Source organism: Kutzneria sp. CA-103260, assembly GCF_018263855.1.
In the GTDB taxonomy this organism is placed as follows: domain Bacteria; phylum Actinomycetota; class Actinomycetes; order Mycobacteriales; family Pseudonocardiaceae; genus Kutzneria.
On record NZ_CP073318.1, the window covers coordinates 9376577 to 9401455 of the forward strand.

Consider the following 24879-nt stretch of genomic DNA (forward strand, 5'->3'; position numbering starts at 1 on the left):
CCAAATACCTGCCCAAGTTCAACGGGCGTCGTTGCCGCCCTGTGGCTTGGGCGTGAGCAGCGCCTCGACCCGGTCGAGCGCTGCCTGTTCGCCACCGTCGAAGCACTTCGCGTAGGTGTGCAGCAGTACCCGCAGGCTGTTGCCCGCCCACTGGGCTACGCGGGTCGGCTCAACGCCGGCGTTGAGCCACGTTGACAGACACGCGTGACGGAGGTCATACGGCCGCTTGGCCAGAGGTGACGCGAACACCTCAGCGGTGAACGCCTTCTCTCGTGCCTTTGCCCACGCGTTGCTGTAGACCGTGCTGCCAAGCCGGCCGCCGCGCGCCCCACGGAACAGGTAGCCCTCCTCAGTCGTGCCGAACCGCCTAATGTGCCGCCGGAGCATGTCCGTCAGCTCGGGACAACACGGGACTGTCCGACTATCGGTCTCTGCACGGTGTTTCAAGCTCCGTTCTTCGTTCGCCGTGCCGCTATCCGTCCACTGGGCCGCAACTTCCGGAGCGGCCTTCTCAAGGTGGATGGTGCCCCAGTGCCCCTCAGGTAGCGTGAGAACCTCTTCCCGCAGGTTCAGGGCCTCTTCGGGCCGGAGGCCAGCGAAGTAGACAGCGCCGAAGAACGCTACGAGACGCTTGTCCACCTCCTCCATTGCACGTAGGAGTGTGCGAGCCTGCACAGGGTTGGCTACGGATCGCCGGTCGACCTGCGCGAGCGTCGCCTTGGTTTTCTTTGTCTTCACCTCATCCAACGGATTGCTGCCCAACAGCTTCTGCTCGATCGCGATTCCGATCATGTTCCGCAGTGTCGTGCGTCGCAGGCGAATCGTGTTGAGCGATGCCTTTGCTCCATCCACGTTCAGCTCGAATGAGGCGAGTAGCTTTCGGAGTACATCTGGGTTGCCTAGGTCCCCGACTGGCCGACTGTTTCGCTTCAGCCAGGCGGTTGCCGCCGCGAAATCCGTTGGAGTCTCAAGACCGGCGTTCTGTGGGTTGAGTGTCCAACGCAGTGCCCGGTTGAGCGCATCGATGCTCGGTGCGCCACGTTCGGTCGACACCATGGCGCGCGTTATCGGGATGAGGGAGTCCACGGTGCTTCGTCGAGACTTTGGGGCCAACTCCCACCATCGCGTATCCATGTACCCGGAAGCGAAGTCGTAGCAGGACATGCTCGGTGTTTCGGTGCGGAGCATTTTGAGGGGAAGCCCCTCGGTGGTGTCGAACGCTTCGCCATCACGCGCAGCCGTGACCAACTTCGAACGAAAGCTCTCGGCGAGAGCGTTCGTCGTGAACGGCTCCTTGAACTCCTTGCCGTCGACCGTCCACCGAACGTAGTGAGTAGTCTTGCGCTGGCCCTTGTAGACGAACGTCTTGCGGATGGTGACCTTGTAACTCGTTCCCATCAGGCGGCCACCTCGCACGAGTCGTACCAGTCGTCAATGTCTCGCCGGTCGATTCGGAGTTGGCCGTTGGGCAGCTTCCGGCAGCGTGGTCCGAGTCCCTTCGCCTTCCACTCGTAGAAGGTCGACCGCGCAATCTTGACTTCTTCGCAGAACTCTTCAACCTTCAGCAGCTCGCGGCGTGTGGTCATCGTGCGTCCCCCTCGTGAGATGGTTGATCGCCTGATGGGTGGTAAGGAAGGGCGGAGGGTGTCTTCCCAGTAGCCGTAACATCCGTAACAGCCGTAACCGCCCTGGTCAGACGGTTACGGCTAGCGTTGCGGTTACCGGTAATCACCGGCGACGGGCGCCCGTGGCGGCTGGTCATGGCATCCCCGTCAGCGGTGGCTGGGCGGTCGGTTGCGGCTCCGTAGCCGTAACCGAGTCCGTAGCCGTAACCGTCTGACCTGCATGGTTACGGCTGTTACGCTTGTTACGGCTGTTGGAGAGGACATACCGGGACCACGCGTCAGCAAGCCCCACCTGCACCTGTTCGCCCGCGCTGTCATGGGTCGGGAACGTGACGTAGCCCTTGATCGCGCGGCCGCCCGTTCCGGTCCTGAACGTGGTCGGGGCGACGAAGTATTTGCGCAGCTCCTTCGCTAGCCGCCGATCTGTCAACGGCTTCCCGGTTTCCATCTCACCCCATGGAGCCTCTTCCATCCCAGTCAATTCCGCCAGCAGCACGCCGGTTGGGATCCTATCCGTCCTCTGGGCCTCGAATATCACCTGTAGATCGGCGAGCAACTGCACGCCCAGCGATGTCGGGGCCTGCTTGCTGGTGTGCACGAAATCGACACACGCGGCACGAGCCGTGTCCGGCCAATGCCCGCCGGCCGCGTCGGCGATTGCCAACAGCGGTTCCCAGATTTCCGCCGCCCGGTCTGCCACGCCTTCCGGCATCACCGGTTCGGCATCACCCAGCTCCTCCCCGATACCGGTGATCCAACCGGCCAACGCGTCCCGAGTCGGTTCGGCTTCCTTCTCGGCGCGCTTCTCGTTGTAGGGTTCAACGTGCTGGTCGTGCCGGCGCTTCCGTAGATGCATCGTGATCGCCCGCGTGGTGACGGTGGCGGGAATGCAGCCGAACAGACCCGCCAGGGCGGTCGGGGCGAACACGGGAAGGCGTTCCACGACGATGCCCGATGCGCTGTCCCCCTTGCATTTCGGGATCGTCGCGCCCCGCTTGTATCCGCTGTTGAGCATGTTGCGGACTTCCTCATTGCCCGACCCGCCTGCGGTGAACACGGCATCCACCTCGTCGAACAGCAGCGTGATCGGACCGGCGGCGATCATCCGCACCATCGCAGCAGCGGATCCGGCCGTGGTCAGCTCCGGTGCCCGGGTGAAGTGCTTGCCGACTTCCAGCACGCGGGTCTTGCCCGACTCCGGTTCCGCCGAGGACAACACCAGCCGGGGCGTGATGTAGAAGTGCTCCGCCGCCCACGTGTGGGCGTACCACAGCGCCAGCGTCGGGGCGCAGTGCAGCGACGGGAACGCGGAGAACCGCGCCACGAAGTCCCGAACGTCGTCAAGGATCTCGTGGCCCAGCTGCGGTGCGCCGGGTGGCACGATCCGTAGAGCGGCGGTCATGGGCTGGTCTCCTGTTCGATGTGGGCGGTCACGCGGCGGCCGCGCGTTCGACTGGTGTGCCGCTGTAGCCGGTGTGGACCCATCGGGCGGCGGCGTCGGGGTCGAACGGCGGGAGCGGCCGAAGTGGCGGGGCGGCGCGGCGGCGTTCGAGTTCGGCGTGCGCAGGTCCGATTGCCGCCCACGTGCAGGTGGTGGACAGGTCGGAGGCAGCGGCCTTGAACCGCTCGGCAACTGCCCGGTCGATCCCGTCCAGCTCGGCCCGCACTCGGTGGGCGGTCGCGGCCGGGGTGGATTCGCTGATCCATGCCAGCGCCGCGCGCACGACGGCGGCCCACTTGCGCGGGTCGTCGTCAGCCAGTCGACACCAGTCAGGGCTACCGGCCATGGGGATCGGCCCTGCCTGTCTGGCGTCGGTCAACAGCGGGCCAGCCCACTGGCGCACGACGTGCGGTGAGCGATCGGTCGGGAGGTGGTGGTGTGGCACGGCTGGTCAGCCCTTTCGATCGTGCGCGGCAGACGCGTCACGTCCCCGGGACGACGTCGTGAAACAACGCGGGGCACTGTCCGGTGTGGACAGTGCCCCGCGTGTGGGGTGTTGGCGGACGGGTCAGACAGCGCGGATCAGGCCGAGCGCGGCGGCGGCGTCCAGCACGATCGCGCGGTGGTCGAACGCCATGCTGTCTACGTCGGCGCGGATCAGCAGGACCGGCGTCCACTCGGCGGCGGCCGCGTCGTCGGCGGCGACCGGCTTGGGCATGGTCGGCAGCAGTGCGGTGTAGGCGAAGGTGCGATACGGGCCCCGCGGATCACGCCCGGGCGCGTTGTAGACGCCGACCTGGGTCAGCGCCTCGTCCGGGAGGATGAGGCTGGTCTCCTCGGCCAGCTCGCGGGCGGCGGCGACGCGGGTGTCCTCGCCGGGGTCGACGTGGCCGCCCGGCAGCGCGCGGCGGCCCTGGTAGGGGTCCCAGCGTCGCAGGATGGTCAGTACCCGCACGGTGTGCTGGTAGTCGTAGGCGAACATGACGGCGTCGGCGGTGTCGATGTAGTCCACGGTGGACTGCTCTCTTCCTGTTGGAGGGCACGGCGAAGTCAGGGGACGTGTCACGTCCCCTTGCTGTGCTGGGAAAATCCGGCGGGCGGCTAGTCGATGCGTTCGCCGTTGACGTACAGAACCCCGTCGCGGTAGCTCACGGAGTGGCCGCCGCGCGGGTTGGGCAGGGTGCGGGTCGGCTCGATCCGCTGGCCGGTGGCGGCGTCGGTGACCTCGGTGCCGCGGACGGTCACCGTTCGGCCGGGGTGGCGGTAGACGCTGCCGCCGATCACGGTGTAGCCGTTGCCCTGCATGACCCCGCTGCCCTGGTTGTAGCCGACGGTGACGTCGCCGAAGCCGCCGCTGACTCGCCGGCCCTGCTGGGCCTTCCTGGCCTTCTTCTCGGCCTTGGCCTGCTCCTTGCTGGCGTCGCGTCGTGGGGTCGACTGCTGGGCGTCGGCGGCGGGGCCGGTGTTGGGGGTGATGCGGAAACTGCTGTTGTTGACGCCGATGACGACGCCGGTGTTGTCGGTAATGTCGCCGAACCGGACGGTGCTGCCGGCGTTGTCGGTCACGTCCCCCATGGCGGCGCGTCGTGCCTGTTTGGCCTGGCGTCGTGCCTCCTTTTCTTGCTTGCGTGCCTGCTTGGCTGCCTTGCGTTCGGCCCGGTCGGCGTCCATCGCGTCCTGGTGTTCGGTGTCGTGGTCGCTGCTGGCGTGGTTGAAGGTGAAGCCGCTGCTGGATCCGATGACGATGCCGGTGTTGCGGGTGATGTCGCCGAATGGCTCTGTGTTGTCGTTGCGGTTGCCGGATCCCATATGGACGCCTCCTGCCGTGACTGTGACTGCGCCCTTCACCACTCCGGCCTGGATGCCGACGGTGCCGCCGTGGTTGGTGTTGATGACCGTGTGGTTTCCCGTCACGTCCCCCGGCTGACCGGGGGCGACGGTGATCCCGCCGGGTCCGATGTGGACGCCTCCCCTGGTCGTGACGCCACCGATCACCACTCCGGCCTGGATGCCGACGGTGCCGCCGTAGGCGGTGTTGACCACCGTGACGTGCTCGGTGTCGTGGTGGCGCGTGGTCGGGGGCGGTGTCAGGTCCCCGCGCTGGGCAGCGGATTCCCGCTCCCGCTTGTCGTGCTCCTTGAGCTTGGTCAACGCGGCCGTGGCTGCCTCGATCCGCGCTTCACCAGCGGCCACGGCGGCGGTGTCGCCGGCCGCGCGGGCGGTGTCGACCGCGCGGCGGGCGCGGTGGATCTGTTGGCGCAGCTTGCTCTTCGCCTTGCCGCTGCTGCCGGGGCAGCGGCGGCCTCCTGTCCTGCACATGGCGTGGCTCCTCTGTGGAGTTGTCACGTCCCCTTGCCGGGCAAGGGTTTCCTGCCCGCCCTGGTCGACCGCAGCGCCAACACGGGTGCGGGAAAAGCTGTCTGGGATGAGCACCCGACACCCCGCCGAGAAGTAACCGCGTGTAGCCACCTGTGGGTGCGCGGGCGCCAGGGAGGGACCCGGCAGACGAGTCGCACCCTGCTGGAATCGGGGTGTTTTCGCAGGTCGCAGACCTACGTTGCAAAGGATCCCTGAACGGTGTCGTCGCTGGTGAGGGCAGGGACCCGGCGGCAGGGACCCCATGAGGGAGAGGTCCCTGCCACCCTGCGTGGTCCCTGACTAGATCCCTTCGCCGTCACTCTCACGAGTGTCACGCTGCGTGAGCGCATCGCGGACGTCTTCCAGCCGCACGACCTTGACGCCGTCGGACTTGCGCGGCTCGATGCCGTGCTCGGACAACGCCTCGGCGAGGTCGCCGAACGACCAGCCCTCGTACACGCCGGGGTGCAGCTCGGCCAGCCGGGACAGCACGATCTGCGTGCGGACGCGCTTCTCCCCGCGCATCACCGCGTTGATGTCGGCCAGGTGGTCGGCCTGCTCGATCGCCGGCCGCTCCGCCCGCGTCACACCGAGCGGCACCGAGTGGTGCACGGTCTGCATCGCCCGTGCGATCAGGTCCGTGGCGGCGTCCCAACCGGACTCGTCGTCGGCTGGGATGTAGTACCAGGACAGGATTTCGAACCGCTCCTCGGTCGCGCCGGTGAGCACCGAGGTGCCTCGGTCCTTGCCGGGGCGCAGCTCGGTCGCCCGGATCCCGGCCTGGAACGAGCCGTCACCCAGGAAGCCGTCGTTGCTGCGCCACGTCTTCACGGCGAAGCAGGCGTTGAGCTTGACCAACTCCACGATCTTCGGCGGGATCGCGTCCGCCCTCGACGACTGGGTGTCGAAGCCGAGGATGATGGCGGTCTTGCGGGCGCGACGCAGGGTCTGCACCGCGTAGTCCGCGGCTTCCTTGCCGTACTCCGGGTGCCCGAACAGCTCATGGCACTCGGAGAACAGCGCGACGATCGGCCGTAGGTCGTGGTGTTTCTCGGCCACGCCCCGGGTGACCTTCTTCGCCCCCAGCTCGGCCAGCCGCGCCTCACGCCGGCCGACCTCCTCGTACAGCTCCTTCAAGGCGTCCAGTGCGGCGGCGGCCACGTCGTCGCCAGTGCCGCGCTCGTAGCGGGACAGCCGGGGCTGGTAGGCGTCGAAGTCGCCGTTGCCGGCGAACACGTACACCCACAGCTCGGCCAACGGGTCCAACGCCGCGCCGGCCATCTTGACCCGGGCCGCGTTGGACTTGCCTTGGCCCATCATGCCGCCGAACACGATGTTGGCCTCGACCAGCGCGGGGCTGATCTGGTCGCCCCGCTGGGACACACCGAGCGGGACTCCGGCGAAGATGTCGCAGGTGCCGGCGTGCAGCAGCGGGTACTCCGGCGCTCCCTTGCCGGCAGAGCCGGGGTCGGACACCCACAAGTCGAGGTAACCGGCCTGCTCGGACTCGGTCGGCCAGACTTCCATCACGGCGCGATTGAGGTTGCGGGCCAACACTTCCCGCTTGTTGATGACCATGTCAGCGGTGACGCCCATGGGCAGGGAGAACACGCACTGGTAGCCGCGGTTGTTCACCCGCACCGGAGGCGTGGAGAACTGCACCGACCAGCCGTCCTTGATGGCCTTGGACAGCGCGGGAATTCCCAGGTGCGCCAACGCCTGGGCGATGCCGACCGGGGTGACGATGGCGGACTCAGCCTCACGCTTGGCCGGAGAGACCGCCCACTGCGGCAGCTCGCCCCGCCCGCCCGTGCGGTAGGCGGCGATCGCCCACGTGACCGGCGCGGCGACCAGCCCGGCGATCAGCGCGGACATGACCGAGAGCACCACGACGTGCCCGCCGGTCACGATGAACACGGTGTACCAGTCCTCCCAGGTCCAATCAGCCCACAGAGTCAAGGCGATCCCGGACAGCAGCAGCAGACCGGCGAGGATGACCACGGTCAGCAGCACCGCCCGCACGGCGGCGGCGATCGCGGCCGGGGCACCGACCAACCGGGCGCGTCGCGCGGCCTTGGCGTGCTCCAAGCGATCCACCCACTCCCGCAGCGCCTCCTGGTTGCCTGTGGCCTTGGCGGTGGCGATCTGCTCGCGCATCACGGCGAACGTCATGCCGGCCCACGCTTGGCGGCCCCAGTGCACGTGGCCCTTGCCGAACTGCCACAGTGCGCGGCCGACCACGCGGGCGGCGGCCTTGCCCAGCGGGTCACCGGCCCGGGTCTTGTCCTGGCGGGCGACCATGGTGCCGGCCGGGCGGGTCTCCAGCGTCCCGCCCGACGCGGTGTCCGTGGCGGTCTCGGCGTCGGCGGTCTCGTCGACGACCTCAGCGTCGTAGATTTTCGGGGCCAGTGCCTTGCCCGGGTCTGCGGCACCGCTGACCTGCGGCCGCAGCACCCGGACGTTGTCCGGGGTGTCGTTGTCGTCCGGGGTCGGGAACCCGGTCACGGTGGTGGTGCTCATCGCGGGTGTCCTTACTGCTGGGTGGTCTCGGTGGTGTCGTGTTGCAGGTGGGCCAGCGCCGCGCCGAAGCCGAGCACGACCACGGGCAGGCAGGCGACGAACGTGGTGATCTCCCATGGGGCTTGGGTGATCCCGGAGGCGGACATCAGGTGGTAGGTGACCTGTCCGAGTCCGCCGAGGACCAGCGAGCCGATCGCGGAGGCGCGGGCGAACTTCTGGGCCCGCTTGCTGCCGATCCGGGCCAGCCAGACGCGCATGGCGTAGGCGGCGTAGGCCTCCACGCCCAGCGGGAGCGTGATCGCGCTGTTGAGCTGGACCGAATCGGCGATGCCGGGCAGGGGGTGGATGATGCCGAACCCGGTCATCTCGCCGAGTCCGACCCAGCCGCCCCAGATGGCCACGAACGCGGACAGCGCCATGGGCAGCAGCGCGAGTTGGCGCAGCCACTTCCTGCCCTTGCCGCCCGGTCGCGCCGTGGTGGGAGGGGACGTGACACCCGGGTCTGTGGCGTCGCTGACCTGCCCATCGGCCACCGGCACGGCCTCGGGGGTGGATGGGGTGTCGGTGACCGGGTCGGGCTCGGCCGAGGCGGCGGGCTCCGTCTCGGCTGCAACCGGAGAGAGATCCGAGTCAGGCTCGGTTTCACCATGGCCGGCGTCGGCGGTCGGCTCGGTGTCGGCCGGCGACGGGACCAGGTGCAGCCCCGCCCCTGCGGTTGCAGCCGGACCGGCGTGCCCGGTCGGGCCGGTGGGATCGAACCCGGTCTCGGACAGGACCGCCAACACCGCGTTGGCCTTGTCCGCACCGATCCGGAACCGCTGCTTGATCTTGTTGCGGGACGGGAGCTGTCCCAGCTCGGTGGCCCACTTCTGGACGGCGGGCACCAACTCGTCAACCGGGCGCGGGAAGGCGCTGCTCATCGGGCACACTCCTTAGCGGCTTTGGCCCGGGTGTCCGGGGTGTCGGGACGGAGCTCCTGAATGGAGCCGGTGGCGGGGTCACACAAGGCCTCGTACCCGCCAGGCAGGAACTCCGGCACCTGGCCGCCGTCGCTCTTGTCCAACTCGGTAGTCGGGTAAGGCTTGGCCGGGTCCGGTGCCGGCTCGACGCAGTCACGGGTGAAGAAGTCGACGAAGCTGTTGGCCTGCGTGCAGGTCGGCTTGCCCCCGGTCGTGGTCGGTGCGGCCGGCGTCGGCGTGGCTGCGTCGAGCACGGCGCAGCTGTTCGCGGCCCCGCCGACGGCGAGAGCAACCAGGACACCGGCAGCAGCGAGCTTGAGCCCAGTCATCGCCGCGCCCCCTTCCGTCCACTACGGACGGTCGAGCCGGACACCAGCCGGGCCAGCGAGGCTCCGGCGAACAGCGCGGGCACGGCCAACACGGCCAGCAGCACCCGAGGGTTGGGGTCGTGGACGGCCACCGCCCACTGCACACCGACCACCACGGCGGCGACCAGCAGCGTGCCCAGCAGCGAGCCACCGCCGGACCGGCCGGTCACGATCGACCGCATCGCCGCGGCGCGGGCACGTCGCCACACCAGCCGGACGACCACGACCAGCACGAGCACGACCAGACCGGCCACCAGCAGGACCGGCAGCATGGTGTGTGGGGTCATCGGGCACCCCCAGCCGCGGCGTTGTAGGCGCGCGTCGTGGTGCCGTGGAACCCGGGTTGCGACTGGGGTGGGCGGGCGCCGGAGGCTTTGGCGGCGGCGCAGGCGGCTTCACCGGCCTGCACGAACCGCTCCCCCAGCTCGGTGGCCAGCGCCGCGCCGGTGGTCAGCGCCCGCACCAGCAGCGTCAGCAGGGTCAGCAAGCCGTAGACGATCACGGCCGGGGTGGTCAGGCCGGCGAAGGATGCGCGGGTGTTCACGCGGCCGCTCCCATCTGCACGACGCCGTAGTTGCCGGTGGCGTTGAAGCAGGTCTGGGCCGGCTCGACGCTGCCCGGCAGCGGCAGCGCGTAGGAGCCGACGCAGGTCGGCCGGCCGGGGCCACAGCCGGGCACCGGGTGCTCCGGCAACAGGCCGTCCGTGGTCAGCGTGTAGTGGATCTCCAGGCAGCGGGGGCAGGTGCCCCACCACAGGCCGTCCGACCGGACAGGCGTCGTGGGCATGACGAGGGTGCGAGACACTAGGTGTCCCTTCTGATCAGGTGATCGGTGGGGGTGTGAGAACCCCGGTCCGGCAGGCACTTCTTGGCCGGAGGACTGCCGGGCCGGGGCACTCAGTCGTTGAGCTGGCGGGCGTCCATCTCGGTCGACCAGTCGTAGTCACGCGGGATGCGGTTGGGGCTGTCGTCGATGGCCGCGTGCGTCTGGTAGCAGCCGGCGCAGACGCTCAGCGAGCCGTAGGCGTGGGTGGCGGTGTCTCCACACCTGCACTTGCCGCTCATGCTGCAACTCCTGAATCTGTTGTGGTGGAAGGGTTCTCGGCGGCTTCCACGCAGGGGAAGCACTTGCCGAACGTGGGTGGGATGACGTAGTCGCGGGCGCGGTGGCAGCCCGGGCACTCGCGGCGGGCGAGGTTGGCCAGGTTCAGCGCGTGCCAGCGGGCCGGAGTCATCGGCCGCACGGGCTTCGCCGCGGCGATCAGGTAGAGCTTGGCGAACCACTGCCGGCCGCCACGCTTGCTGTAGCCGTAGAGCATTGCGACCGGGTCAGCGCCGTCGGGTCGCAGGTCCATCGCTCGCAGCTGCCGGAACGTGGCCAGCAGCGTCGGGGGTGCCCACCCGTACGGGAGCAGCGGTAAGCCGCCCTCGGTGCCGTGGGTGAACTCCGGATACGGCGACCACGCCACCGGCATCTGCACGATGGGGTGGACCTTGCGGGCCATCACGCACCGACCAGCGCCGTGAGCAGCGCGGCGACCAGCAGCCACAGCCAGTGCCAGGCCTGGTCAAGGGTGTAGGCCCCGGTGCCGACGCCGGGGTTGTCGTCGTGGCCCGGGCGGGGTGCGCCGAAGTGGTAGTAGTCGCGCTTGCCGACCAGCACGGCCAGCACCAGCAGCGGCTTGCGCCGGTCGGCCCAGTAGTGCGTCACGGCGGACACGACCTGACCGAGCACGAACCCGAGTGGGGTGACCTCGGCCAGGTGCAGCGCGGCCAGCACGGCGACCACGCCGGCCGTGGCGGCAGTGTAGGTGGCCACGTGACGGACGCAGGACCACCGGCCAACCCAGCCCTCCATGCCCTTCGTGCAGGCCTGGTGATGGGTCTGGATCCAGTGGTCGGCCACGTTGTGGGTCACCAGCAGGGCGACCAGCACCACGGCGAAGGTGACAGCGGCGGTGATGTTCATCAGGCGGCCGCCTCACCGGTCACGGCGGGCGGCTCGTGGTGGACGTTGAGCACGCGGACGGTGTTGTCCAGGGCGCGGTTGGCGATGCGGCGGTCACGGCGGGCGCGGGCGGAGCCGTCCAGCAGTGCGGTGGTCTTCACCGGCTGCGGCTCGTGCAGCTGGGCGAACTCGGCGGACAGCTTCGGGTGGCTGATCAGGTGGTGGAACTCGGCGTCCAGGGTGGTCAGGGTGCCGGAGTCGTCGATGGCGGCGATGTCGGCGTCGGTCGGCTCGGCGATGTCGTCGATGCCGGGGAAGTCGTTGGCGTGCATGGGTTGGAGCTCCTTGCGTCGAAGGGGACAGGAACCGGGCGGTGCCGTTGGTTCCCGAACCTCCGCAGTCCCGGCCGGCGAGCCGGCGGGCGACCCGCGAGGGCGGGTGTGGTGCGGAGGAACGGCACCCAACGGGTGCGTCTGGTGTTGGAGTGCTCTCCGGCGGTAGTTGCCGCCGGTTCGGCTCACCGGAGAGCCAGCCGCAATCGCGGCTGGAGCGGCGGCCCGCCAGCCCCTACGTGCACGGTGGAGGCTGAACAGCCAGCCCCCGAGATGGGGGCGGCTGCCCCCGAGGTGGGGGCGGCTGGCGGGACTGACGGGCAGGCCGCTTGAACGCTATGGAGGTCTCAAAGAACAGCTGCGATACGTCCACTTCGGACAGGCGCACGGGTTGGGGTGTCGCGACGGTTTCCCGTCGGGACCATGCACACGCAGCGAGTTGGGCAACCGCTTGTCAACGCACAGAAAGCTCTGTGCGGCAAGGCTTAAGCACCTTGTGGGACCGGCCCGAACGTGTCGGGATGTCCCTCCGGTTTAGACGGACCTAGCGAGTACAGCGGCGGGCCACTCGGTGTGGTCGCCGGCCGTGTTCGCCGTGCGGTCCGTCCCCGTTGTCAGCCCCTATGCCCAGTCGCTGAATCCAGGAACGTATGCAGTTCTCAAAGAACGGCCGGGGCGGTGGATCTCCTCCAGTGAGGTGATCCGGTTCACTCCGGTTCAACGTGAGTCAGAACGTACCAACGCGAGTCAACTTGAGTCAACAGTGGTTGTGAAACTGGTCGCGTTTGCCCTGCAAAATGACCATGTAGGCAGGCTTGACCTGGCCTGATCTGCGACCCACCTGGTACGGTTTGGGTCAAGTTGACTCGCTACTGAAGGGAGCGCTGGCTCAGATGGATTCGAACCTCGGGGACGTCCCAAGGTCCGCGAAGCCAACCGCGGCTGCCATCGCGCACCACGTCCGGACGGAGATTGAGGCTGGTCGGCTCGCTCACCGTCAGCCGCTACCAACGTCGAAGGAACTCGCGGCTGAGTGGGGTGTGTCGCCAGCGATGATCAGTCGCGCGATGGACATACTCGCGGACGATGAGCTGATCATCAGCAAGCCACGGGCGGGCCGCATCGTCAACTTCCCGCCACGTGTCCATCTCAGCGTTCCCAGCAGGCCGAAGGTGTTGCTCGTTGGCGGCTACGCGGGAAGCGGAAAGACGGAGCTGGGCAGGATTCTGGCGAGGCTTACGCACTGGCCGATGCTCGACAAGGACACCACTACGCGTCCGGTGGTGGAGCAGGCGTTGGAGCTGCTTGGCAAGTCACCGCACGATCGGGAGTCGACGCTCTACCGGGAGTCCATCCGGCCCGCCGAGTATGAAGCGCTGATCGCCGGCATGATGGAGAACGTCGAATGCGGGACCTCTGCCATCGTCACCGCGCCGTTTGCGCTCGAACTTGCGGACCGCACCTGGTGTGACCGGACTGCCGCCAACCTTGCTCGCCTGGGTGCCGACCTGCACGTAATCTGGGTCCGCTGCGACGCCGAGTCCATGCGCCGGTATATCCGGCATCGCGGAGCAGCGCGCGACGCCTCCAAGCTCGCGAACTGGGACGATTACGTCAAGGGCCTCAACCTGGCGTTTGAGCCGGCGATCGAGCACACGATCATCAGCAACTCCGCAAACGCTCGACCGTTGCAGGAACAGGCTGAGCAGCTGCTGGCTACCGTGACGGCATGAGCACCATGTTGCGCGTGCTGGTCAGCGGCGAGGCGGATGACCAGGTCGGCGTCAGCCTGCTTAGCCAGGTGCCCGGCATCGAAGTCGTCCCATACGACCCGACCGCCGCAGGCCTGTCTGACCAGCAGCGCACCGCCGAAGTCTTCCTGCCGCCTTACCGTGGCAGCGAACGCCCGATCCCACTGGTCAAGCAGTTGCTGAACCTCCGGCTCGTGCAGCTGCTCAGCGCCGGGATCGACGAGTGGAGTCCGCATGTCCCGCCCGGCGTGATGCTGGCGAACGCCCGGGGCGCCCATGCCGCCCCGGTCAGCGAGTGGATCCTCTCGGCGATTTTGACTACCTATCGTCGCTGGCCTGCGCTGATTCGCTACCAGGACCAAGGCACCTGGGCTCACCGGCTTCCCGGTACAGACTTTGAGACGCTGAGCGGCAAACGAGTGCTCGTACTCGGTGCCGGCGCGATTGGATTGGCGGTTGCCCAGTTGCTTCCGCCGTTCGGTGCGACCGCCACCCTGGTTGGTCGGACCGCCCGCACCGGCGTGCACGGAGTCGACGACCTTCCCGACCTTGTCAGCGAGCACGACATCGTGGTCGTCATCTGCCCGCTCACCCCCGATACCGAGGGCCTGATCAACGCCAAGATCCTGGCCGCAATGCCGGACGGCGCACTGCTGGTCAACGCCGGCCGGGGCCGCATCGTCGACACCAATGCCTTGGTTGCGGAGCTGAGCACTCAGCGCGTGCGCGCCGCGCTCGACGTCTCCGACCCTGAGCCCTTGCCGGCGGACCACCCGCTGTGGAGCTGCCCGGGCATCATCGTCAGCCCGCACTCTGCGCGAACCGTCCCGGGGACTAACCGGCTCTGCTACGAAGTCGCTGCCAAGCAAGTCGCCATGCTCGCTCGCGGGGAAACGCCGTCGAACGTCGCCTTTTCGCGATGATCACACCGTGACTGCTCGTCACGGTTCCAAAGGCGTGTTCGTGTGGATGGCGATCATGTCGAGAACGGACCGGTACATCTCGTCGCCGTCGCGGGACCGCACGTCTAGCAAGTAGTCGTCCGCAGAGGGCACGTCGCCGACGGACAAGTACGCCATGGCGAAGTGAAAGTGCGTCAGCGCCCGCTGCTGCCGCGCTCGCTGCTCGGTCTGCACCTGGTCGTGGCTCATCGCGCGTCCCTGTGGTCGTGGTGGGGTGCCGCCGACCCGGAGGCGTCCGGGGAGCCGCACCCCGGGTCGGCGGCTGCTTTGGTGGGTGCCACGCGGTGCCGTTTCACCTTGCTGAGCTGGGCAGACACGACCTGTCGGCGTTCGCGCCGTCGGCGGCCGAACTCGACCAGCGCGCCAACAACCGCGATCAGGGCGGCCATGCCCATCACGACCAGTACGGCCCCAGCTCCGGCATCCATGTCTGACTCCACTTGTCAGAACGTGTACTCGTCTTTACAAGTTCTGACCAGCTTGGCACCATGCCCGAAACCGGTCAAGACGCGTCAACCCGCATGTCGCGGGTAGACGTAGGCTTGTGAGGACGTCCAGACATGCTGACCAGGGAGGTGCCACCGTGGTCATCGACAAGCGGTCCGGTGTGCCCGCATACCGGCAGATCGCGGCCGACATCCGCGAGAGGATCAACAGCGGCGAGTACGCGCCCGGTGCTCAGCTACCCAGCGAGCAGGACCTCACCGCCACCTACGACGTCAGCCGCCCGACCATCCGCGACGCCGTTGGACTGCTGCGCGCCGAAGGTGTCGTGTACGCCCAGCATGGCCGGGGCGTGTTCGTGACTCCGCCGCGCACGGTGCAACGCTTGTCCCGGAGCCGGTTGTCCAAGGCCGCCCGGCAGGAGAACAAGGGTGCGTTCCTCGGCGACGCCGCAGCCGGCGGGTTCACGCCGTCCACGACGGTCAAGATTCGGTTCGAGTCGGCCGACGAACGCACCGCCGAACTACTGGGCATCGACCCCGGCACCGAGGTCACCGTCCGGGACCGCGTCATGCGCGCCGACGGATTGGCCGTCCAGCTCGCGGTGTCCCGGCTGCCGCGCCAGTTCACGCGCGGGACGCTGATCGAGGAGACCAACACCGGACCTGGCGGCGCGTACGCCCGTCTGGAAGACGCTGGCCACGAGTTCGCCCCGTTCGAGGAGATCGTTCGCGCCCGGATGCCCTCGCCCGAGGAAGCCAGCACGCTGCAACTGGCCGAAGGCGTGCCGGTCCTGCACGTGACCCGCATCGCCCGCAACACCGACGGCGTGGCGTTGGAGGTCAACGACATGATCCTCGCTGCTGACCGCTACGAGCTGGGCTACGAGATCCCTGCGCGCTAGCCGCCCGTACGCCCGTTGTGCCAAATGGCTGCCCAGGTTGGCCACTGAGAGAGGAAAACCGCAGCTCAGGGCGGGTCTGGATGGCGGTCTGTAAATCAGCCGCGAAAGCTTCGGAGGTTCAAATCCTTCACCTGGCACGTGCGGGATGAGCGGGCTATGTCTGTTGTAAAGCACAGACATAGCCCGCTCGTCGTTTTTCTGGGGCTCCCGCCCCAGACCCCGAGGCAGGAGGGCTCCGCCCCCTGCACCCCCGTTCCGGCTTTTAGGGTCGTGTGAGTTGACGGTGCGGGAGTGAGGGGAAGTCGGCCTCCGGCTTGGCTCTCGCCTTCGTGCGGGTGAGTGGGTGATGGGGTTCGGCTTCGGGCTTCGCCCTCGCTCTGATGGTGCCGTGAGGTGGGTGGGAGGACTCGGGTTGGGCCTCGCTCTCGCGCCAGAGGTGTGTTGAGGTGGGTTGTTAGCCGCTGGCTTCGCGGCGGTCTCTTTGTGTGCTGGGGCGGGTTGAGGGATCCGGCTTCGGGCTGTGCGCCCTGGCGTGGTGGATCAGGGCTCTGTTGTCAGCGATGGGGTAGTGGCAACGGCGCCGGCGACTGTGCCTGGTCCACTTCGGACTATGGATGAGCGAGGGTGCGGCTGGCACGGCTCGATGGGGCTGACCGTGCGGCACGGCGGCGGTTTTGGGTTAGCCCGCGCGGTGGTGGGTCAGCTTCCGCGGTCGCAGGCAAGCGGCTGCCATGCGTGGTTGGCGGCGTGGGAGCTGAGGGGTGGCGCGGTGTGTGGGGCGCGCCGGGGTGGGGGAAGGGTGGGCGTCAGATGGGGAGATGTGAGATGGCCGGCGCCTGGGGCTTCCCCTCCCAATGACGCCGGCCACGAGAGCAACCATAGCACGCGTTCGAACATGAGTTCGAGTGTTGTCATGGGTTTGTGATCTCCGGGCGAGGCTGTTCGGGGGTGTCGGGGTTGAGGCCGAGATGGCTCAGCCGGGCCTTGATCGCGGCGCGGCTGCGGGCGAAGTCCAGGGCGAGCTGGGGGATGGGCTTGCGGCCCTCCGTCCACAGGCGACGGAGCTCGTCGTCCTGCTCGGGACTCCAGGGCGTGCCGGCGTTGGCCGGGGCGGGACGTGACTTCGACGACATGCGGCCGCCGTCGCGAACGGTGGCCAGACCCCGCAGGGTGGCCTCGATGAGTTGCCCGGCGGCGATCAGATCGGTGACCGGCAGGATGAAGCTGCCCTCGGCGACAACGGCCCCGTTGGGCAGTTGGGCCTCGAGTTCGACGGTGACGGACACCTCGGTGTCCATCTGGACGTGGACGGCGTAACTGCGGTCGCCGATCTCTTCCTCGCCCCTGATTTGGACGCTTGTGCGCATACGTGACCTCCGGCCGCCACGCTAGGACGACCGGGCGCATGGTCGCTCCGAGCGCGTTTCTGGCGATCTTGATTAGCGGTGTTTGCGCAGGTGGGAGCGTGTCAAGTCGGGGTCGGAACGCGACGGCGGAAAGCCGCCAGCGGGTGCGGGGCGGGGACGTCAGGATCGGGTCATGGGCGCATTTCGATTCGGGGTGTTGGCGGAGACGGCGGGCAGCGTCGAAGAAGTGGCGGCGACCGCGCGGCGGGCCGAGGAGCTGGGCTACGACACGGTGTTGCTGCGCGACCACTTCGTGCCGGAGCCGTTCGGGGACCAGGTGGCGCCGCTGATCGGGCTCGCGGCGGCGGCCGCCGCGACGAGCCGGCTGAGGGTGGGAACCCTGGTGCTGGACAACGACTACCGGCACCCGGTGATGCTGGCGAAGGAGGCCGCGACGCTGCAGCAGCTGTCCGGCGGGCGGTTCGAGCTGGGCTTGGGCGCGGGCTGGCTGCGGGTCGAGTACGAGGCCGCGGGTATGGCCTTCGACCGGGCGGGCGTGCGGGTGGGACGGCTCGAGGAGTCGGTGCGGCTGGTGAAGGAACTGTTCGCGGGCAAGGAAGTCCGGTTCGAGGGCGAGCACTATCGGATCGACGGCGTGACCAACTATCCGGCCGTGGACCTGGCGCCGGCGGTGTTGATCGGGGCCGGCAGTCCGCGGATGCTGCGGCTGGCCGGGCGGGAAGCGGACACGGTCGGCATCCTCGCCAAGACGTTGCCTGGCGGCACCATCTCCGACGCCATGGAGGAGCGACTTAGTAGCGCATTCGCAACGAAGGCGGACTTGGTTCGCGCCGAGGGCCGAAACGTGGAGATCAGCTCGGTGGTGTCGGTGGACCTGGCCGACGACCCGCGCGCCGCGGCCGAGCGGTACGCCGTCGAGCGCGGCTGGGGCGCCGGCGCGGCGGACCTGGTCGAGGACATGCCGGCGAAGTTCCTCGGCCCGCTCGACCACATCGTGGAGCTGGCCCACCGTCGGCGCGAATGCCTCGGACTGTCCTATCTGGTCGTGTCGGACCGGGAACTGGAGGCGGCCGCGCCGCTGGTGCGGGCGTTGTCGGGCCGGTAGCGATCGCGGTCAGGAGCGCAGGGCCGGGCGGCGGTACCAGCTGGTCCAGAGTGGACGGTAGCCCTGCATGGACCAGAACGGCGCCGACCGCGGGTTGGGCAGGGCGTAGTGCAGCAGGGTGGCGGCGATGCCGGCCTCGTCGAGCTCGCGGTGGACGTGGTCGACGAGGGCGCTGCCGACGCCGCCGCCGCGCAGGTCGGCGCGGACGCCGCCGAGGCCGAGGTAGGCAACGGGGCCCGTGGCGACGCGGCCGGCGATCCAGTCGGAGTGCGGCGGCAGTTCGACGGTGACGATGCCGACGGGCCGGCCGCCGACCTCGGCCAGCCAGATGCAGGGTCGGTCGCGGTCGAGCATCTCGGCTGTGTTCTGGCGGAGTCCGGCCTCGGTGGACGGGCGCTCGGTGATCACGCCGAACTGGGTGTCGTAGCGAACGACTTCCAGATTGAGTGCCACACACGCATCCAAGTCCGCCTTCGTGGCGACCCGGATGGTGAGGCCTGGGGTGGGGCCGGCACCGGGTTGGGGTGCGGTCGGGCCGAAGACGCCGGCGCGGCGTACGGCGGTGACGATCAGCGGGGCGAAGCCGTGGTGGACGAGGGCGGGCACGGCGGCGGTGTCGCGGCTGGGCCAGGTGATGTGGGCGGTGCAGTCGAGGTCGCCGGGGACGACGGCCCGGGCCAGGTGCGACTCCCAGAGTTCGAGCAGGGGATCGAGGTCGGCGCCGGCCAGGCGGACGGACAGCGAGTGGCGGCGCAGGGCGGACCAGGTGGCGTCCAGGGATGCCGGGTCGACCTCCTGGAACGCGGGCGCGCCGAGGGCACCGACAGTGGCGATCAAGGCGCCGGACAGCGGTGGCTCGGTCGGCAGCAGGGGATCGAGCAGAGCCAGGCGGGCCGCGTGTTGGCGCTCGACATCGATGTCCACGTCGAGTCATCCAACACTGACGACTCGGCGAAGTCGCGGCCATTACTTTGGGTGACCGATACTGGGGGTGACCTACGCGTTCGAGTGTCCGATTTGCCGGCGTTTTGTCCGCTTAATCGTTTCAAGAGGCCGGTCGGGCCTGCAAATTGCTCTTTCTGACGCCAAACTGTTCACTGGGAGTGTTGCCTTCGTCAACTGGACGGGCCACACTCGCTCAACCGGGGTAAACTGCGATCTGAGGGGTTCCGGCGCACTCGGGACCCCTTGGTCGTGCCAAGGACACCACCGGCAGGAGTGTCGACAGGGGGGAAGACGTCCCTGTCTGCGTGGCCCGACGAGGAGGGTGGATGACCGACCACCGCCGTGCCGTCCATCCCGAGGTGTCCCGCCCGCCGGTCCGCGCGCATCTTGATCCGCAGCGTACCCGGCGCTACCGCCTGTTCTCCGCGGCGGTCCTGCTGGCCGGCCTCGGTGTCGCGACGGCCGTGCTGCTCGGCCACGCCGACCGCCTCGAACCCGGGCAACTGCTGATCGCCGGTCCGCTGCTGGCCGTCGGCTTCCTCCTGTCCGAGCAGCTGTCCATCGACTTCGACGTCCGCCAGATCAGCTGGACCATCTCCTTCGCCGAGATCCCGCTCGTGCTCGGCCTGGTCACTGTGCCCTTCGAGGTGGTGCTGGCCGCCTACCTGGTGGCCGGCCTCGGCGTGCAGATCTACCGCCACAAGCTGCGCCACCTCAGCTACCACGCCGGCATCATGTGCCTCGAGGTGGCGATCCCCTACTTCGTCTTCTACGTGCTGCGCAACGACTTCCCGGCGATGCCGGTGTGGGCCGCGGCCGCGCTCGGCGTGCTCACGTCTCCGCTGGTCAGCACGGCGCTCGGCCTGGGCGCCATGAACGTGCTCGGCGGCGAGCTGCGGCTACCGGCGGCGGCCCGGCTGGGCCTGCGCTCGCTGGTCGTCTGCCTGCTCAACGTCACAGTCGGCCTGGTGGCGTTCGTGCTGGTCACCAACGCGCCGTGGGGCTGGCTGCTGGCCGGCCTGCTCGCCGCCTCGATGGTCGCGCTGTACCGCGCGTACTCCGGGCTGCTGCGCGAGCAGCGGGACCTGGAGACGCTGTCCGACGTCAGCCTCAACGTGGCCCGCTCCGGCCAGGACGTGATGAACAAGGCGTCGGTGCTGACCAACGTGCTGCCGCCGGAGGACCCCGCCGACTGGCAGGCGATCGTCGAGCGCATCCGCGACCAGCTCAACGCCAAGCGCGTGGTGCTGCACCTGAAGATGGACACCGACGACGTGCGCCGGCTGGTCGCGGGCGTGCCGTTGCCCGACGGTGACGAGCCGGACCGGGACGACCCGATCCTCCAGCTCGCCGGCAACCACGTGCGCTACTTCAAGCTCTCCGACGCCGCCGACGACGTGCAGGAGGCGCTGCGCCGCCGCGGCGTGTACGAGGTGCTGGTGGTGCCGCTGCGCGGCGCGAGCCAGCCGCTCGGCGCCATGGAGGTGCACGACCGGCTCAGCCGCTGGCGTGGCTTCGGCAGCGCCGACGTGCGGCTGCTGCGCACGCTGTCCAGCCACCTCGCCACCGCCATGGACAACCGCCGGCTGGTCGGCCGGCTGCGCCACCACGCCTACCACGACCCGCTGACCGGGCTGCTCAACCGCACCGGCTTCCGTGAGGTCGCGGGCGACCCCGTGCGCGGCGAGGACGCCTGCGTGGTCATGCGTATCGACCTGGACGTGATGTCCGGCGTCGCGGACGCCCTCGGCTACGCGTGGGGCGACCGCATGGTGCTGGCGGCCAGCCGCCGGCTGCGTGACGCCCTCGGCGGCGAGGTGCCGCTGGCCCGGCTGGAGGGCGGCTCGTTCGCGGCGCTGCTGGTCGACCGCACCCACGAGCAGGCCCAGGAGATCGGCGAGAAGCTGCGGGCCGGGCTGTCCATGCCGTACCCGGTGGACAAGCTGACCGTGGAGGCCAGCGCGCTGATCGGCTACGTGTCCAACACCACCGAGGACGGCGACGACACGATCGACGTCGACACGCTGCTGCAGCGCGCCGACGTGGCCGTGCAGGCCGCGCACAGCGGCAGCGACCCGGTGCGCGGCTACGCGCCGAGCATGGGGCAGATCTTCCTGCGGCGCTTCCAGCTGGTCACCCAGTTCCGCTCGGCGCTGGAGACCGGCCAGGTCACCGTGCACTACCAGCCCAAGATCGCGCTGCCGAGCCGGCAGGTGGTCGGCGTGGAGGCGCTGGTGCGGTGGCGGCACCCCGAGTTCGGGCCGTTGGACCCGGACGAGTTCGTGCCGGCCGTGGAGGCCACCGGTCTGGTCGACGCGCTCACGTCGTTCGTGATGGAGCAGGGCCTGCAGCGGGTGCGGCAGTGGCTGGACCGCGGGCTGCGGATGTCCACCGCGGTCAACCTGTCGGTGCGCAACCTGGCCGACGCCAACTTCCCCGACCTGGTCGCGGAGGCGCTGCGCCGCTACGACGTGCCGCCGCAGCTGCTCACCTTCGAGCTCACCGAGTCCGGCGTGATGTCCGACCCGGAGCGGGCGCTGCCGGTGCTGCGCCGGCTGCACGCGATGGGCGTGACGCTGGCTGTGGACGACTTCGGCACCGGCTACTCCTCGCTGGCCTACCTGCGGCAGCTGCCGGTGGACGAGGTGAAGATCGACAAGTCGTTCGTGCTCGGCATGGGCACCGACCTGTCGGACATGGCCGTGGTGCGGGCCATCGTCGAGCTGGGGCACTCGCTCGGGCTGACCGTGGTGGCCGAGGGCGTGGAGGAGGACTCGGCCCGCGAGCAGCTGGTGAGCATGGGCTGCGACGTGGCCCAGGGCTATCTGATCTCCCGGCCGCTGTCCGAGGAGCGCTTCGAGGCCTGGCTGCGGGCCCGCACGATCCGCGCGCGCGGCCTGCGCGATGAGACGGTCCTCACGTTGGTCAGTTGACGCAGGTGAAGGGGTACCCCCCGATTTCGTGATCGTGGGGTACGTGCGCTAGAGTTCTAATCGCTCCGCAAGAGCAAGGCCCCAATAGCTCAGTCGGCAGAGCGTCTCCATGGTAAGGAGAAGGTCTACGGTTCGATTCCGTATTGGGGCTCCAGAGATCGCCGCGGTGCTCAGCTAGATGGCATCGCGGCTGCTCTGCGTGTAAGGCGGTGTAGCTCAGTTGGTAGAGCAAGCGACTCATAATCGCTGTGTCGCCGGTTCAAGTCCGGCCATCGCTACTCGATGGTGGTCGTGTGCCCAGCTTCGCCGGGCCTGATCGCTCCGCCATTACACTGGGGCTCTCGCCCCAGACCCCAAGCAAGGGGGCTCCGCCCCCTTGACCCCCGGCACGGGGGACTAGAGATCAGGAGAGGTGCCCCGTGGCTGCTACCGACGTCAGGCCGAAGATCACCCTCGCGTGCGAGGAGTGCAAGCACCGCAACTACATCACCAGGAAGAACCGTCGGAACGACCCCGACCGCCTGGAGATCAAGAAGTTCTGCCCGAACTGCAAGACGCACCGTGCGCACAAGGAAACCCGCTGACGTTTCCCCGCAGCACCACGAGAGCCCGCCCCGCGTGTCGGAGGCGGGCTCTCGGCGTTCTAACCTGGCCCGGTGCCACTGGACAAGTCGTTCACAGGACGCAGCTACCCACCGGGTGACGTGTACGAGGTAGGCCGCGCGAAGATCCGCGAGTTCGCCGACGCGGTGGGCGCGGTCAGCCCGCTGCACCGCGACCCGCAGGCCGCGCGGGCCGCCGGCTACGCGGACGTGATCGCGCCGCCGACCTTCGCCACGATCATCTCCATGACGTCCATCTCGATCGTGGTCGATGACCCCGAGCTGGGCCTGGACTACAGCCGGGTGGTGCACGGCGCGCAGACCTTCGTCCACCACCGGCCGATGGTCGCCGGCGACCGACTGGTCACCGCGGTGCACGTGGACGACGTGCAGACCCGGATGGGCAACGACTTCCTCACCGTCCGCGCCGAGATCGAGACCGAGGCCGGCGAGGCCGTGTGCACGTCGACGGGGCTGCTGGTAGCCCGGGGAGAGGACGCCTGATGGGCCGCCTGCCCGCTTCGAAGGTCACCAAGGGCGACGAGCTGCCCGTCAAGCAGGTCCGAGTGACCCGAGACACACTGGTCCGCTACGCGGGCGCCTCGCTGGACTTCAACCCGATCCACTGGAACGAGAAGTTCGCCGCCGAGGTCGGCCTGCCCGGCGTCATCGCCCACGGCATGCTGACCATGGCGCTGGCCAACGAGCTGGTCAGCGACTGGGCCGGCGACCCGGGCGCGGTCGTCGAGACCACCACCAAGTTCACCCGGCCGGTGCCGGTGCCCAACGACGGCGACGGCGCGCAGCTGGAGATCACCGGCAAGGTCACCGAGGTCACCGAGGACGGCCGGGCCAAGGTGGCGATCACCGTGACCTTCGAGGGGCAGACCGTGCTCGGCCGCCCCACCGCCGTGGTCCAGCTCGGCTAGTCCGTTCGAGTGATTTCATGAAGGGCCCCTTCCTGTCGTCTTGGGTTCTAGTGGTGGTTGCAACACCTGACCTGTGCAGGGGTTGCAGTGTTCGAGATCCGCAAGGACCGGGTCCCCCAGGGCCGTAAGAAGTTGCTCGCCGAGCGCCAGCACTACCGTGATCTTGTGGCGCACGGAGTAGGCACCATCGAGGCATGCCGAATCGTCGGGATCAACCGCCGCACCGGGCACCGGTGGCGGTTCGGCCGGGCCAGCACGGCGGGGCGGACGACCAGCGCGTCGTTCGCCCCGCCGGGCTGTCGGCCTCCTGCCCGACCGGAGGTGTCCTCACGGTTCCTGTCGGTCGACGAGCGGATCGTGATCGCTGACCTGCGCCGGGCCGGGACCGGGGTCCGGGCCATCGCGGCCGAGCTGGGCCGCAGCCCGTCCACGATCAGCCGCGAGCTTGCCCGCAACAGCCACCCCGGCAGCGGGGACTACCGGCCGCACGCGGCCCAGGCCCGCGCCGAGAGCCGCCGGCCACGCCCGAAGACCGGCAAACTCGCGGCCTGCCCCGAGTTGCGGGAGCGGGTGCAAGGCATGCTGGTCGAGCGGTGCAGCCCGGAGCAGATCGCCCACCGGCTGCGCCGCGATCACCCCGACCGGCCGGAGCTGCACGTGACCCACGAGACCATCTACCAGGCCCTCTACGTCCAAGGACGCGGCGAGCTGCGCCGCGAGCTCACTCGCGCTCTGCGCACCGGACGCGCGGTGCGCGCACCCCGCCGCCAGTCCGATCAGCGCCAGGCCCGGTTCACCACGCCGATGGTCATGATCAGCGAACGCCCGGCCGAGGCCTGCGACCGCGCTTATCCCGGGCACTGGGAAGGCGATCTGATCATCGGCCTGGGCAACGCGTCCGCGATCGGCACCCTGGTCGAGCGCGCGACCCGCTACGTGATGCTGGTCCACCTGCCCGGACGACGGGACGCCCAGACCGTCCGCGACGGGTTGATCGCCACCATGGCCACCCTGCCCGCCCACCTGCGCCGGTCGTTGACCTGGGACCAGGGCGTGGAAATGGCGCGGCATCACGAGTTCAGCATGGCCACCGGCATGCCGGTCTACTTCTGCGACCCGCACTCCCCGTGGCAGCGCGGCTCCAACGAGAACACCAACGGTCTGCTGCGCCAGTACTTCCCCAAAGGCAGCGACCTGTCCGTGCACACGCCCGAGGACCTGACCGCGGTCGCCGCCCAGCTCAACCGCCGGCCACGCAAAACGCTCGGCTGGGACACCCCAGCCGAGCGTCTGGCTAAGCTCCTGACCGACGCCAGTTGATCACCTGTGTTGCAACGACCCCTGGAATCCGCCCGTTGAACGTGAGGAAGGGGCCCTTCATGGCAGA

At 68.9% G+C, this 24879-nt stretch carries 29 protein-coding genes and 2 tRNA genes; 12 read left to right on the plus strand and 19 right to left on the minus strand.

Annotated features, from left to right (window positions below; genetic code table 11):
• Positions 1–18: 18 nt before the first annotated feature.
• The 16 genes from JJ691_RS41715 to JJ691_RS41790 all read right to left on the minus strand — a co-directional run bounded on the left by JJ691_RS41715 (position 19) and on the right by JJ691_RS41790 (position 11550).
• Positions 19–1398, minus strand: a complete 1380-nt coding sequence (locus tag JJ691_RS41715) for a tyrosine-type recombinase/integrase (RefSeq protein WP_211764961.1) — start codon at positions 1396–1398, stop codon at positions 19–21.
• The gene (locus JJ691_RS41720; protein WP_211764962.1) at positions 1398–1586 is read right to left on the minus strand and encodes a helix-turn-helix transcriptional regulator; all 189 of its coding nucleotides are present in this window, start codon (positions 1584–1586) and stop codon (positions 1398–1400) included. Before JJ691_RS41720 ends, JJ691_RS41715 begins: the two co-directional genes overlap by 1 nt.
• Positions 1587–1758: 172 nt before the next feature.
• Positions 1759–3027 carry a DUF3631 domain-containing protein gene (locus JJ691_RS41725; protein ID WP_211764963.1) on the minus strand — a complete coding sequence of 423 codons (1269 nt, stop codon included), beginning with the start codon at positions 3025–3027 and terminating at the stop codon, positions 1759–1761.
• A 28-nt stretch (positions 3028–3055) separates the two neighbouring features.
• On the minus strand, positions 3056–3511 hold the full coding sequence (locus JJ691_RS41730) for a DUF2742 domain-containing protein (protein ID WP_306291338.1): 456 nt from the start codon (positions 3509–3511) through the stop codon (positions 3056–3058).
• 123 nt (positions 3512–3634) lie between these two features.
• Positions 3635–4078 (minus strand): NUDIX domain-containing protein, encoded by a 444-nt coding sequence (locus JJ691_RS41735; protein WP_211764965.1) that lies wholly within the window; start codon positions 4076–4078, stop codon positions 3635–3637.
• Between the two features lie 89 nt (positions 4079–4167).
• Positions 4168–5385, minus strand: coding sequence for a hypothetical protein (locus tag JJ691_RS41740; RefSeq protein ID WP_211764966.1), 1218 nt, complete (start codon positions 5383–5385; stop codon positions 4168–4170).
• Positions 5386–5724: 339 nt separating this feature from the next.
• A complete protein-coding gene (locus JJ691_RS41745; RefSeq protein WP_211764967.1) occupies positions 5725–7944 on the minus strand; it encodes a hypothetical protein in 2220 nt (739 codons plus the stop codon).
• A gap of 11 nt (positions 7945–7955) precedes the next feature.
• Positions 7956–8864 (minus strand): ABC transporter permease, encoded by a 909-nt coding sequence (locus tag JJ691_RS41750; RefSeq protein WP_211764968.1) that lies wholly within the window; start codon positions 8862–8864, stop codon positions 7956–7958.
• Positions 8861–9232 (minus strand): hypothetical protein, encoded by a 372-nt coding sequence (locus JJ691_RS41755; RefSeq protein WP_211764969.1) that lies wholly within the window; start codon positions 9230–9232, stop codon positions 8861–8863. The genes JJ691_RS41750 and JJ691_RS41755 overlap by 4 nt, the downstream gene beginning before the upstream one ends.
• A complete protein-coding gene (locus JJ691_RS41760; protein WP_211764970.1) occupies positions 9229–9558 on the minus strand; it encodes a hypothetical protein in 330 nt (109 codons plus the stop codon). The genes JJ691_RS41755 and JJ691_RS41760 overlap by 4 nt, the downstream gene beginning before the upstream one ends.
• The gene (locus JJ691_RS41765; RefSeq protein WP_211764971.1) at positions 9555–9815 is read right to left on the minus strand and encodes a hypothetical protein; all 261 of its coding nucleotides are present in this window, start codon (positions 9813–9815) and stop codon (positions 9555–9557) included. The genes JJ691_RS41760 and JJ691_RS41765 overlap by 4 nt, the downstream gene beginning before the upstream one ends.
• The gene (locus JJ691_RS41770) at positions 9812–10057 is read right to left on the minus strand and encodes a hypothetical protein (RefSeq protein WP_211764972.1); all 246 of its coding nucleotides are present in this window, start codon (positions 10055–10057) and stop codon (positions 9812–9814) included. Before JJ691_RS41770 ends, JJ691_RS41765 begins: the two co-directional genes overlap by 4 nt.
• Positions 10058–10167: 110 nt before the next feature.
• Positions 10168–10335: a hypothetical protein gene (locus tag JJ691_RS41775; protein WP_211764973.1), complete on the minus strand. Its 168-nt coding sequence runs from the start codon at positions 10333–10335 to the stop codon at positions 10168–10170.
• Positions 10332–10775 carry an RRQRL motif-containing zinc-binding protein gene (locus JJ691_RS41780; protein ID WP_211764974.1) on the minus strand — a complete coding sequence of 148 codons (444 nt, stop codon included), beginning with the start codon at positions 10773–10775 and terminating at the stop codon, positions 10332–10334. The genes JJ691_RS41775 and JJ691_RS41780 overlap by 4 nt, the downstream gene beginning before the upstream one ends.
• Positions 10775–11239 (minus strand): DUF3307 domain-containing protein, encoded by a 465-nt coding sequence (locus JJ691_RS41785; RefSeq protein WP_211764975.1) that lies wholly within the window; start codon positions 11237–11239, stop codon positions 10775–10777. The genes JJ691_RS41780 and JJ691_RS41785 overlap by 1 nt, the downstream gene beginning before the upstream one ends.
• Positions 11239–11550, minus strand: coding sequence for a hypothetical protein (locus JJ691_RS41790; RefSeq protein ID WP_211764976.1), 312 nt, complete (start codon positions 11548–11550; stop codon positions 11239–11241). Before JJ691_RS41790 ends, JJ691_RS41785 begins: the two co-directional genes overlap by 1 nt.
• Positions 11551–12443: 893 nt before the next feature.
• Here JJ691_RS41790 and JJ691_RS41795 point away from each other — a divergent pair.
• Both JJ691_RS41795 and JJ691_RS41800 read left to right on the plus strand, forming a co-directional pair.
• On the plus strand, positions 12444–13283 hold the full coding sequence (locus tag JJ691_RS41795; RefSeq protein WP_211764977.1) for a GntR family transcriptional regulator: 840 nt from the start codon (positions 12444–12446) through the stop codon (positions 13281–13283).
• Entirely contained in the window at positions 13280–14224 is a 945-nt protein-coding gene (locus JJ691_RS41800; protein ID WP_249227362.1) for an NAD(P)-dependent oxidoreductase, read from the plus strand. The genes JJ691_RS41795 and JJ691_RS41800 overlap by 4 nt, the downstream gene beginning before the upstream one ends.
• 18 nt (positions 14225–14242) lie before the next feature.
• On the opposite strand, the gene JJ691_RS41805 is transcribed toward JJ691_RS41800, so the two are convergent.
• A complete protein-coding gene (locus JJ691_RS41805; protein WP_211764978.1) occupies positions 14243–14452 on the minus strand; it encodes a hypothetical protein in 210 nt (69 codons plus the stop codon).
• A gap of 95 nt (positions 14453–14547) precedes the next feature.
• Here JJ691_RS41805 and JJ691_RS41810 point away from each other — a divergent pair, with 95 nt between their 5' ends.
• Together JJ691_RS41810 and JJ691_RS41815 are read left to right on the plus strand one after the other, a co-directional pair.
• Positions 14548–14697, plus strand: a complete 150-nt coding sequence (locus JJ691_RS41810; RefSeq protein ID WP_211764979.1) for a hypothetical protein — start codon at positions 14548–14550, stop codon at positions 14695–14697.
• Positions 14698–14846: 149 nt separating this feature from the next.
• Positions 14847–15611, plus strand: coding sequence for a GntR family transcriptional regulator (locus JJ691_RS41815; RefSeq protein WP_249227363.1), 765 nt, complete (start codon positions 14847–14849; stop codon positions 15609–15611).
• 911 nt (positions 15612–16522) lie between these two features.
• On the opposite strand, the gene JJ691_RS41820 is transcribed toward JJ691_RS41815, so the two are convergent.
• Positions 16523–16978 (minus strand): hypothetical protein, encoded by a 456-nt coding sequence (locus JJ691_RS41820; RefSeq protein ID WP_211764980.1) that lies wholly within the window; start codon positions 16976–16978, stop codon positions 16523–16525.
• A 172-nt stretch (positions 16979–17150) separates the two neighbouring features.
• Here JJ691_RS41820 and JJ691_RS41825 point away from each other — a divergent pair, with 172 nt between their 5' ends.
• Positions 17151–18083: a TIGR03621 family F420-dependent LLM class oxidoreductase gene (locus tag JJ691_RS41825; protein WP_211764981.1), complete on the plus strand. Its 933-nt coding sequence runs from the start codon at positions 17151–17153 to the stop codon at positions 18081–18083.
• Between the two features lie 9 nt (positions 18084–18092).
• Here JJ691_RS41825 and JJ691_RS41830 read toward each other — a convergent pair whose 3' ends face one another.
• The gene (locus JJ691_RS41830) at positions 18093–19007 is read right to left on the minus strand and encodes a GNAT family N-acetyltransferase (protein WP_211764982.1); all 915 of its coding nucleotides are present in this window, start codon (positions 19005–19007) and stop codon (positions 18093–18095) included.
• Positions 19008–19354: 347 nt separating this feature from the next.
• On the opposite strand from JJ691_RS41830, the gene JJ691_RS41835 reads away from it, so the two are divergent.
• The 7 genes from JJ691_RS41835 (at position 19355) to JJ691_RS41865 (ending at position 24812) form a co-directional block, all read left to right on the plus strand.
• The gene (locus tag JJ691_RS41835) at positions 19355–21961 is read left to right on the plus strand and encodes a putative bifunctional diguanylate cyclase/phosphodiesterase (RefSeq protein ID WP_211764983.1); all 2607 of its coding nucleotides are present in this window, start codon (positions 19355–19357) and stop codon (positions 21959–21961) included.
• A gap of 78 nt (positions 21962–22039) precedes the next feature.
• A tRNA-Thr gene (locus JJ691_RS41840) sits at positions 22040–22115 on the plus strand.
• A 51-nt stretch (positions 22116–22166) separates the two neighbouring features.
• Positions 22167–22239 (plus strand) — tRNA-Met (locus tag JJ691_RS41845).
• A gap of 141 nt (positions 22240–22380) precedes the next feature.
• Complete coding sequence (gene rpmG / locus JJ691_RS41850; protein ID WP_015105301.1) at positions 22381–22545, plus strand: 50S ribosomal protein L33; 165 nt, start codon at positions 22381–22383, stop codon at positions 22543–22545.
• Between the two features lie 72 nt (positions 22546–22617).
• Positions 22618–23067 (plus strand): MaoC family dehydratase N-terminal domain-containing protein, encoded by a 450-nt coding sequence (locus tag JJ691_RS41855; RefSeq protein ID WP_211764984.1) that lies wholly within the window; start codon positions 22618–22620, stop codon positions 23065–23067.
• Positions 23067–23492, plus strand: a complete 426-nt coding sequence (locus JJ691_RS41860) for a MaoC family dehydratase (RefSeq protein ID WP_211764985.1) — start codon at positions 23067–23069, stop codon at positions 23490–23492. Before JJ691_RS41855 ends, JJ691_RS41860 begins: the two co-directional genes overlap by 1 nt.
• 165 nt (positions 23493–23657) lie before the next feature.
• Positions 23658–24812 (plus strand): IS30 family transposase, encoded by a 1155-nt coding sequence (locus tag JJ691_RS41865; protein WP_442912793.1) that lies wholly within the window; start codon positions 23658–23660, stop codon positions 24810–24812.
• The last annotated feature ends 67 nt before the right edge of the window (positions 24813–24879 follow it).

Bases quoted from the DNA above. Each gene is read 5' to 3' on its own strand.
- JJ691_RS41820 (WP_211764980.1), bottom strand. From the start codon at position 16,978: ATGCGCACAAGCGTCCAAATCAGGGGCGAGGAAGAGATCGGCGACCGC.
- JJ691_RS41770 (WP_211764972.1), bottom strand. From the start codon at position 10,057: ATGCCCACGACGCCTGTCCGGTCGGACGGCCTGTGGTGGGGCACCTGC.
- JJ691_RS41860 (WP_211764985.1), top strand. From the start codon at position 23,067: ATGGGCCGCCTGCCCGCTTCGAAGGTCACCAAGGGCGACGAGCTGCCC.
- JJ691_RS41760 (WP_211764970.1), bottom strand. From the start codon at position 9,558: ATGACCCCACACACCATGCTGCCGGTCCTGCTGGTGGCCGGTCTGGTC.
- JJ691_RS41775 (WP_211764973.1), bottom strand. From the start codon at position 10,335: ATGAGCGGCAAGTGCAGGTGTGGAGACACCGCCACCCACGCCTACGGC.
- JJ691_RS41835 (WP_211764983.1), top strand. From the start codon at position 19,355: ATGACCGACCACCGCCGTGCCGTCCATCCCGAGGTGTCCCGCCCGCCG.
- JJ691_RS41740 (WP_211764966.1), bottom strand. From the start codon at position 5,385: ATGTGCAGGACAGGAGGCCGCCGCTGCCCCGGCAGCAGCGGCAAGGCG.
- JJ691_RS41805 (WP_211764978.1), bottom strand. From the start codon at position 14,452: ATGAGCCACGACCAGGTGCAGACCGAGCAGCGAGCGCGGCAGCAGCGG.
- JJ691_RS41825 (WP_211764981.1), top strand. From the start codon at position 17,151: ATGGGCGCATTTCGATTCGGGGTGTTGGCGGAGACGGCGGGCAGCGTC.
- JJ691_RS41720 (WP_211764962.1), bottom strand. From the start codon at position 1,586: ATGACCACACGCCGCGAGCTGCTGAAGGTTGAAGAGTTCTGCGAAGAA.
- JJ691_RS41800 (WP_249227362.1), top strand. From the start codon at position 13,280: ATGAGCACCATGTTGCGCGTGCTGGTCAGCGGCGAGGCGGATGACCAG.
- JJ691_RS41745 (WP_211764967.1), bottom strand. From the start codon at position 7,944: ATGAGCACCACCACCGTGACCGGGTTCCCGACCCCGGACGACAACGAC.
- JJ691_RS41750 (WP_211764968.1), bottom strand. From the start codon at position 8,864: ATGAGCAGCGCCTTCCCGCGCCCGGTTGACGAGTTGGTGCCCGCCGTC.
- JJ691_RS41780 (WP_211764974.1), bottom strand. From the start codon at position 10,775: ATGGCCCGCAAGGTCCACCCCATCGTGCAGATGCCGGTGGCGTGGTCG.
- JJ691_RS41790 (WP_211764976.1), bottom strand. From the start codon at position 11,550: ATGCACGCCAACGACTTCCCCGGCATCGACGACATCGCCGAGCCGACC.
- JJ691_RS41725 (WP_211764963.1), bottom strand. From the start codon at position 3,027: ATGACCGCCGCTCTACGGATCGTGCCACCCGGCGCACCGCAGCTGGGC.
- JJ691_RS41785 (WP_211764975.1), bottom strand. From the start codon at position 11,239: ATGAACATCACCGCCGCTGTCACCTTCGCCGTGGTGCTGGTCGCCCTG.
- JJ691_RS41795 (WP_211764977.1), top strand. From the start codon at position 12,444: ATGGATTCGAACCTCGGGGACGTCCCAAGGTCCGCGAAGCCAACCGCG.
- JJ691_RS41755 (WP_211764969.1), bottom strand. From the start codon at position 9,232: ATGACTGGGCTCAAGCTCGCTGCTGCCGGTGTCCTGGTTGCTCTCGCC.
- JJ691_RS41715 (WP_211764961.1), bottom strand. From the start codon at position 1,398: ATGGGAACGAGTTACAAGGTCACCATCCGCAAGACGTTCGTCTACAAG.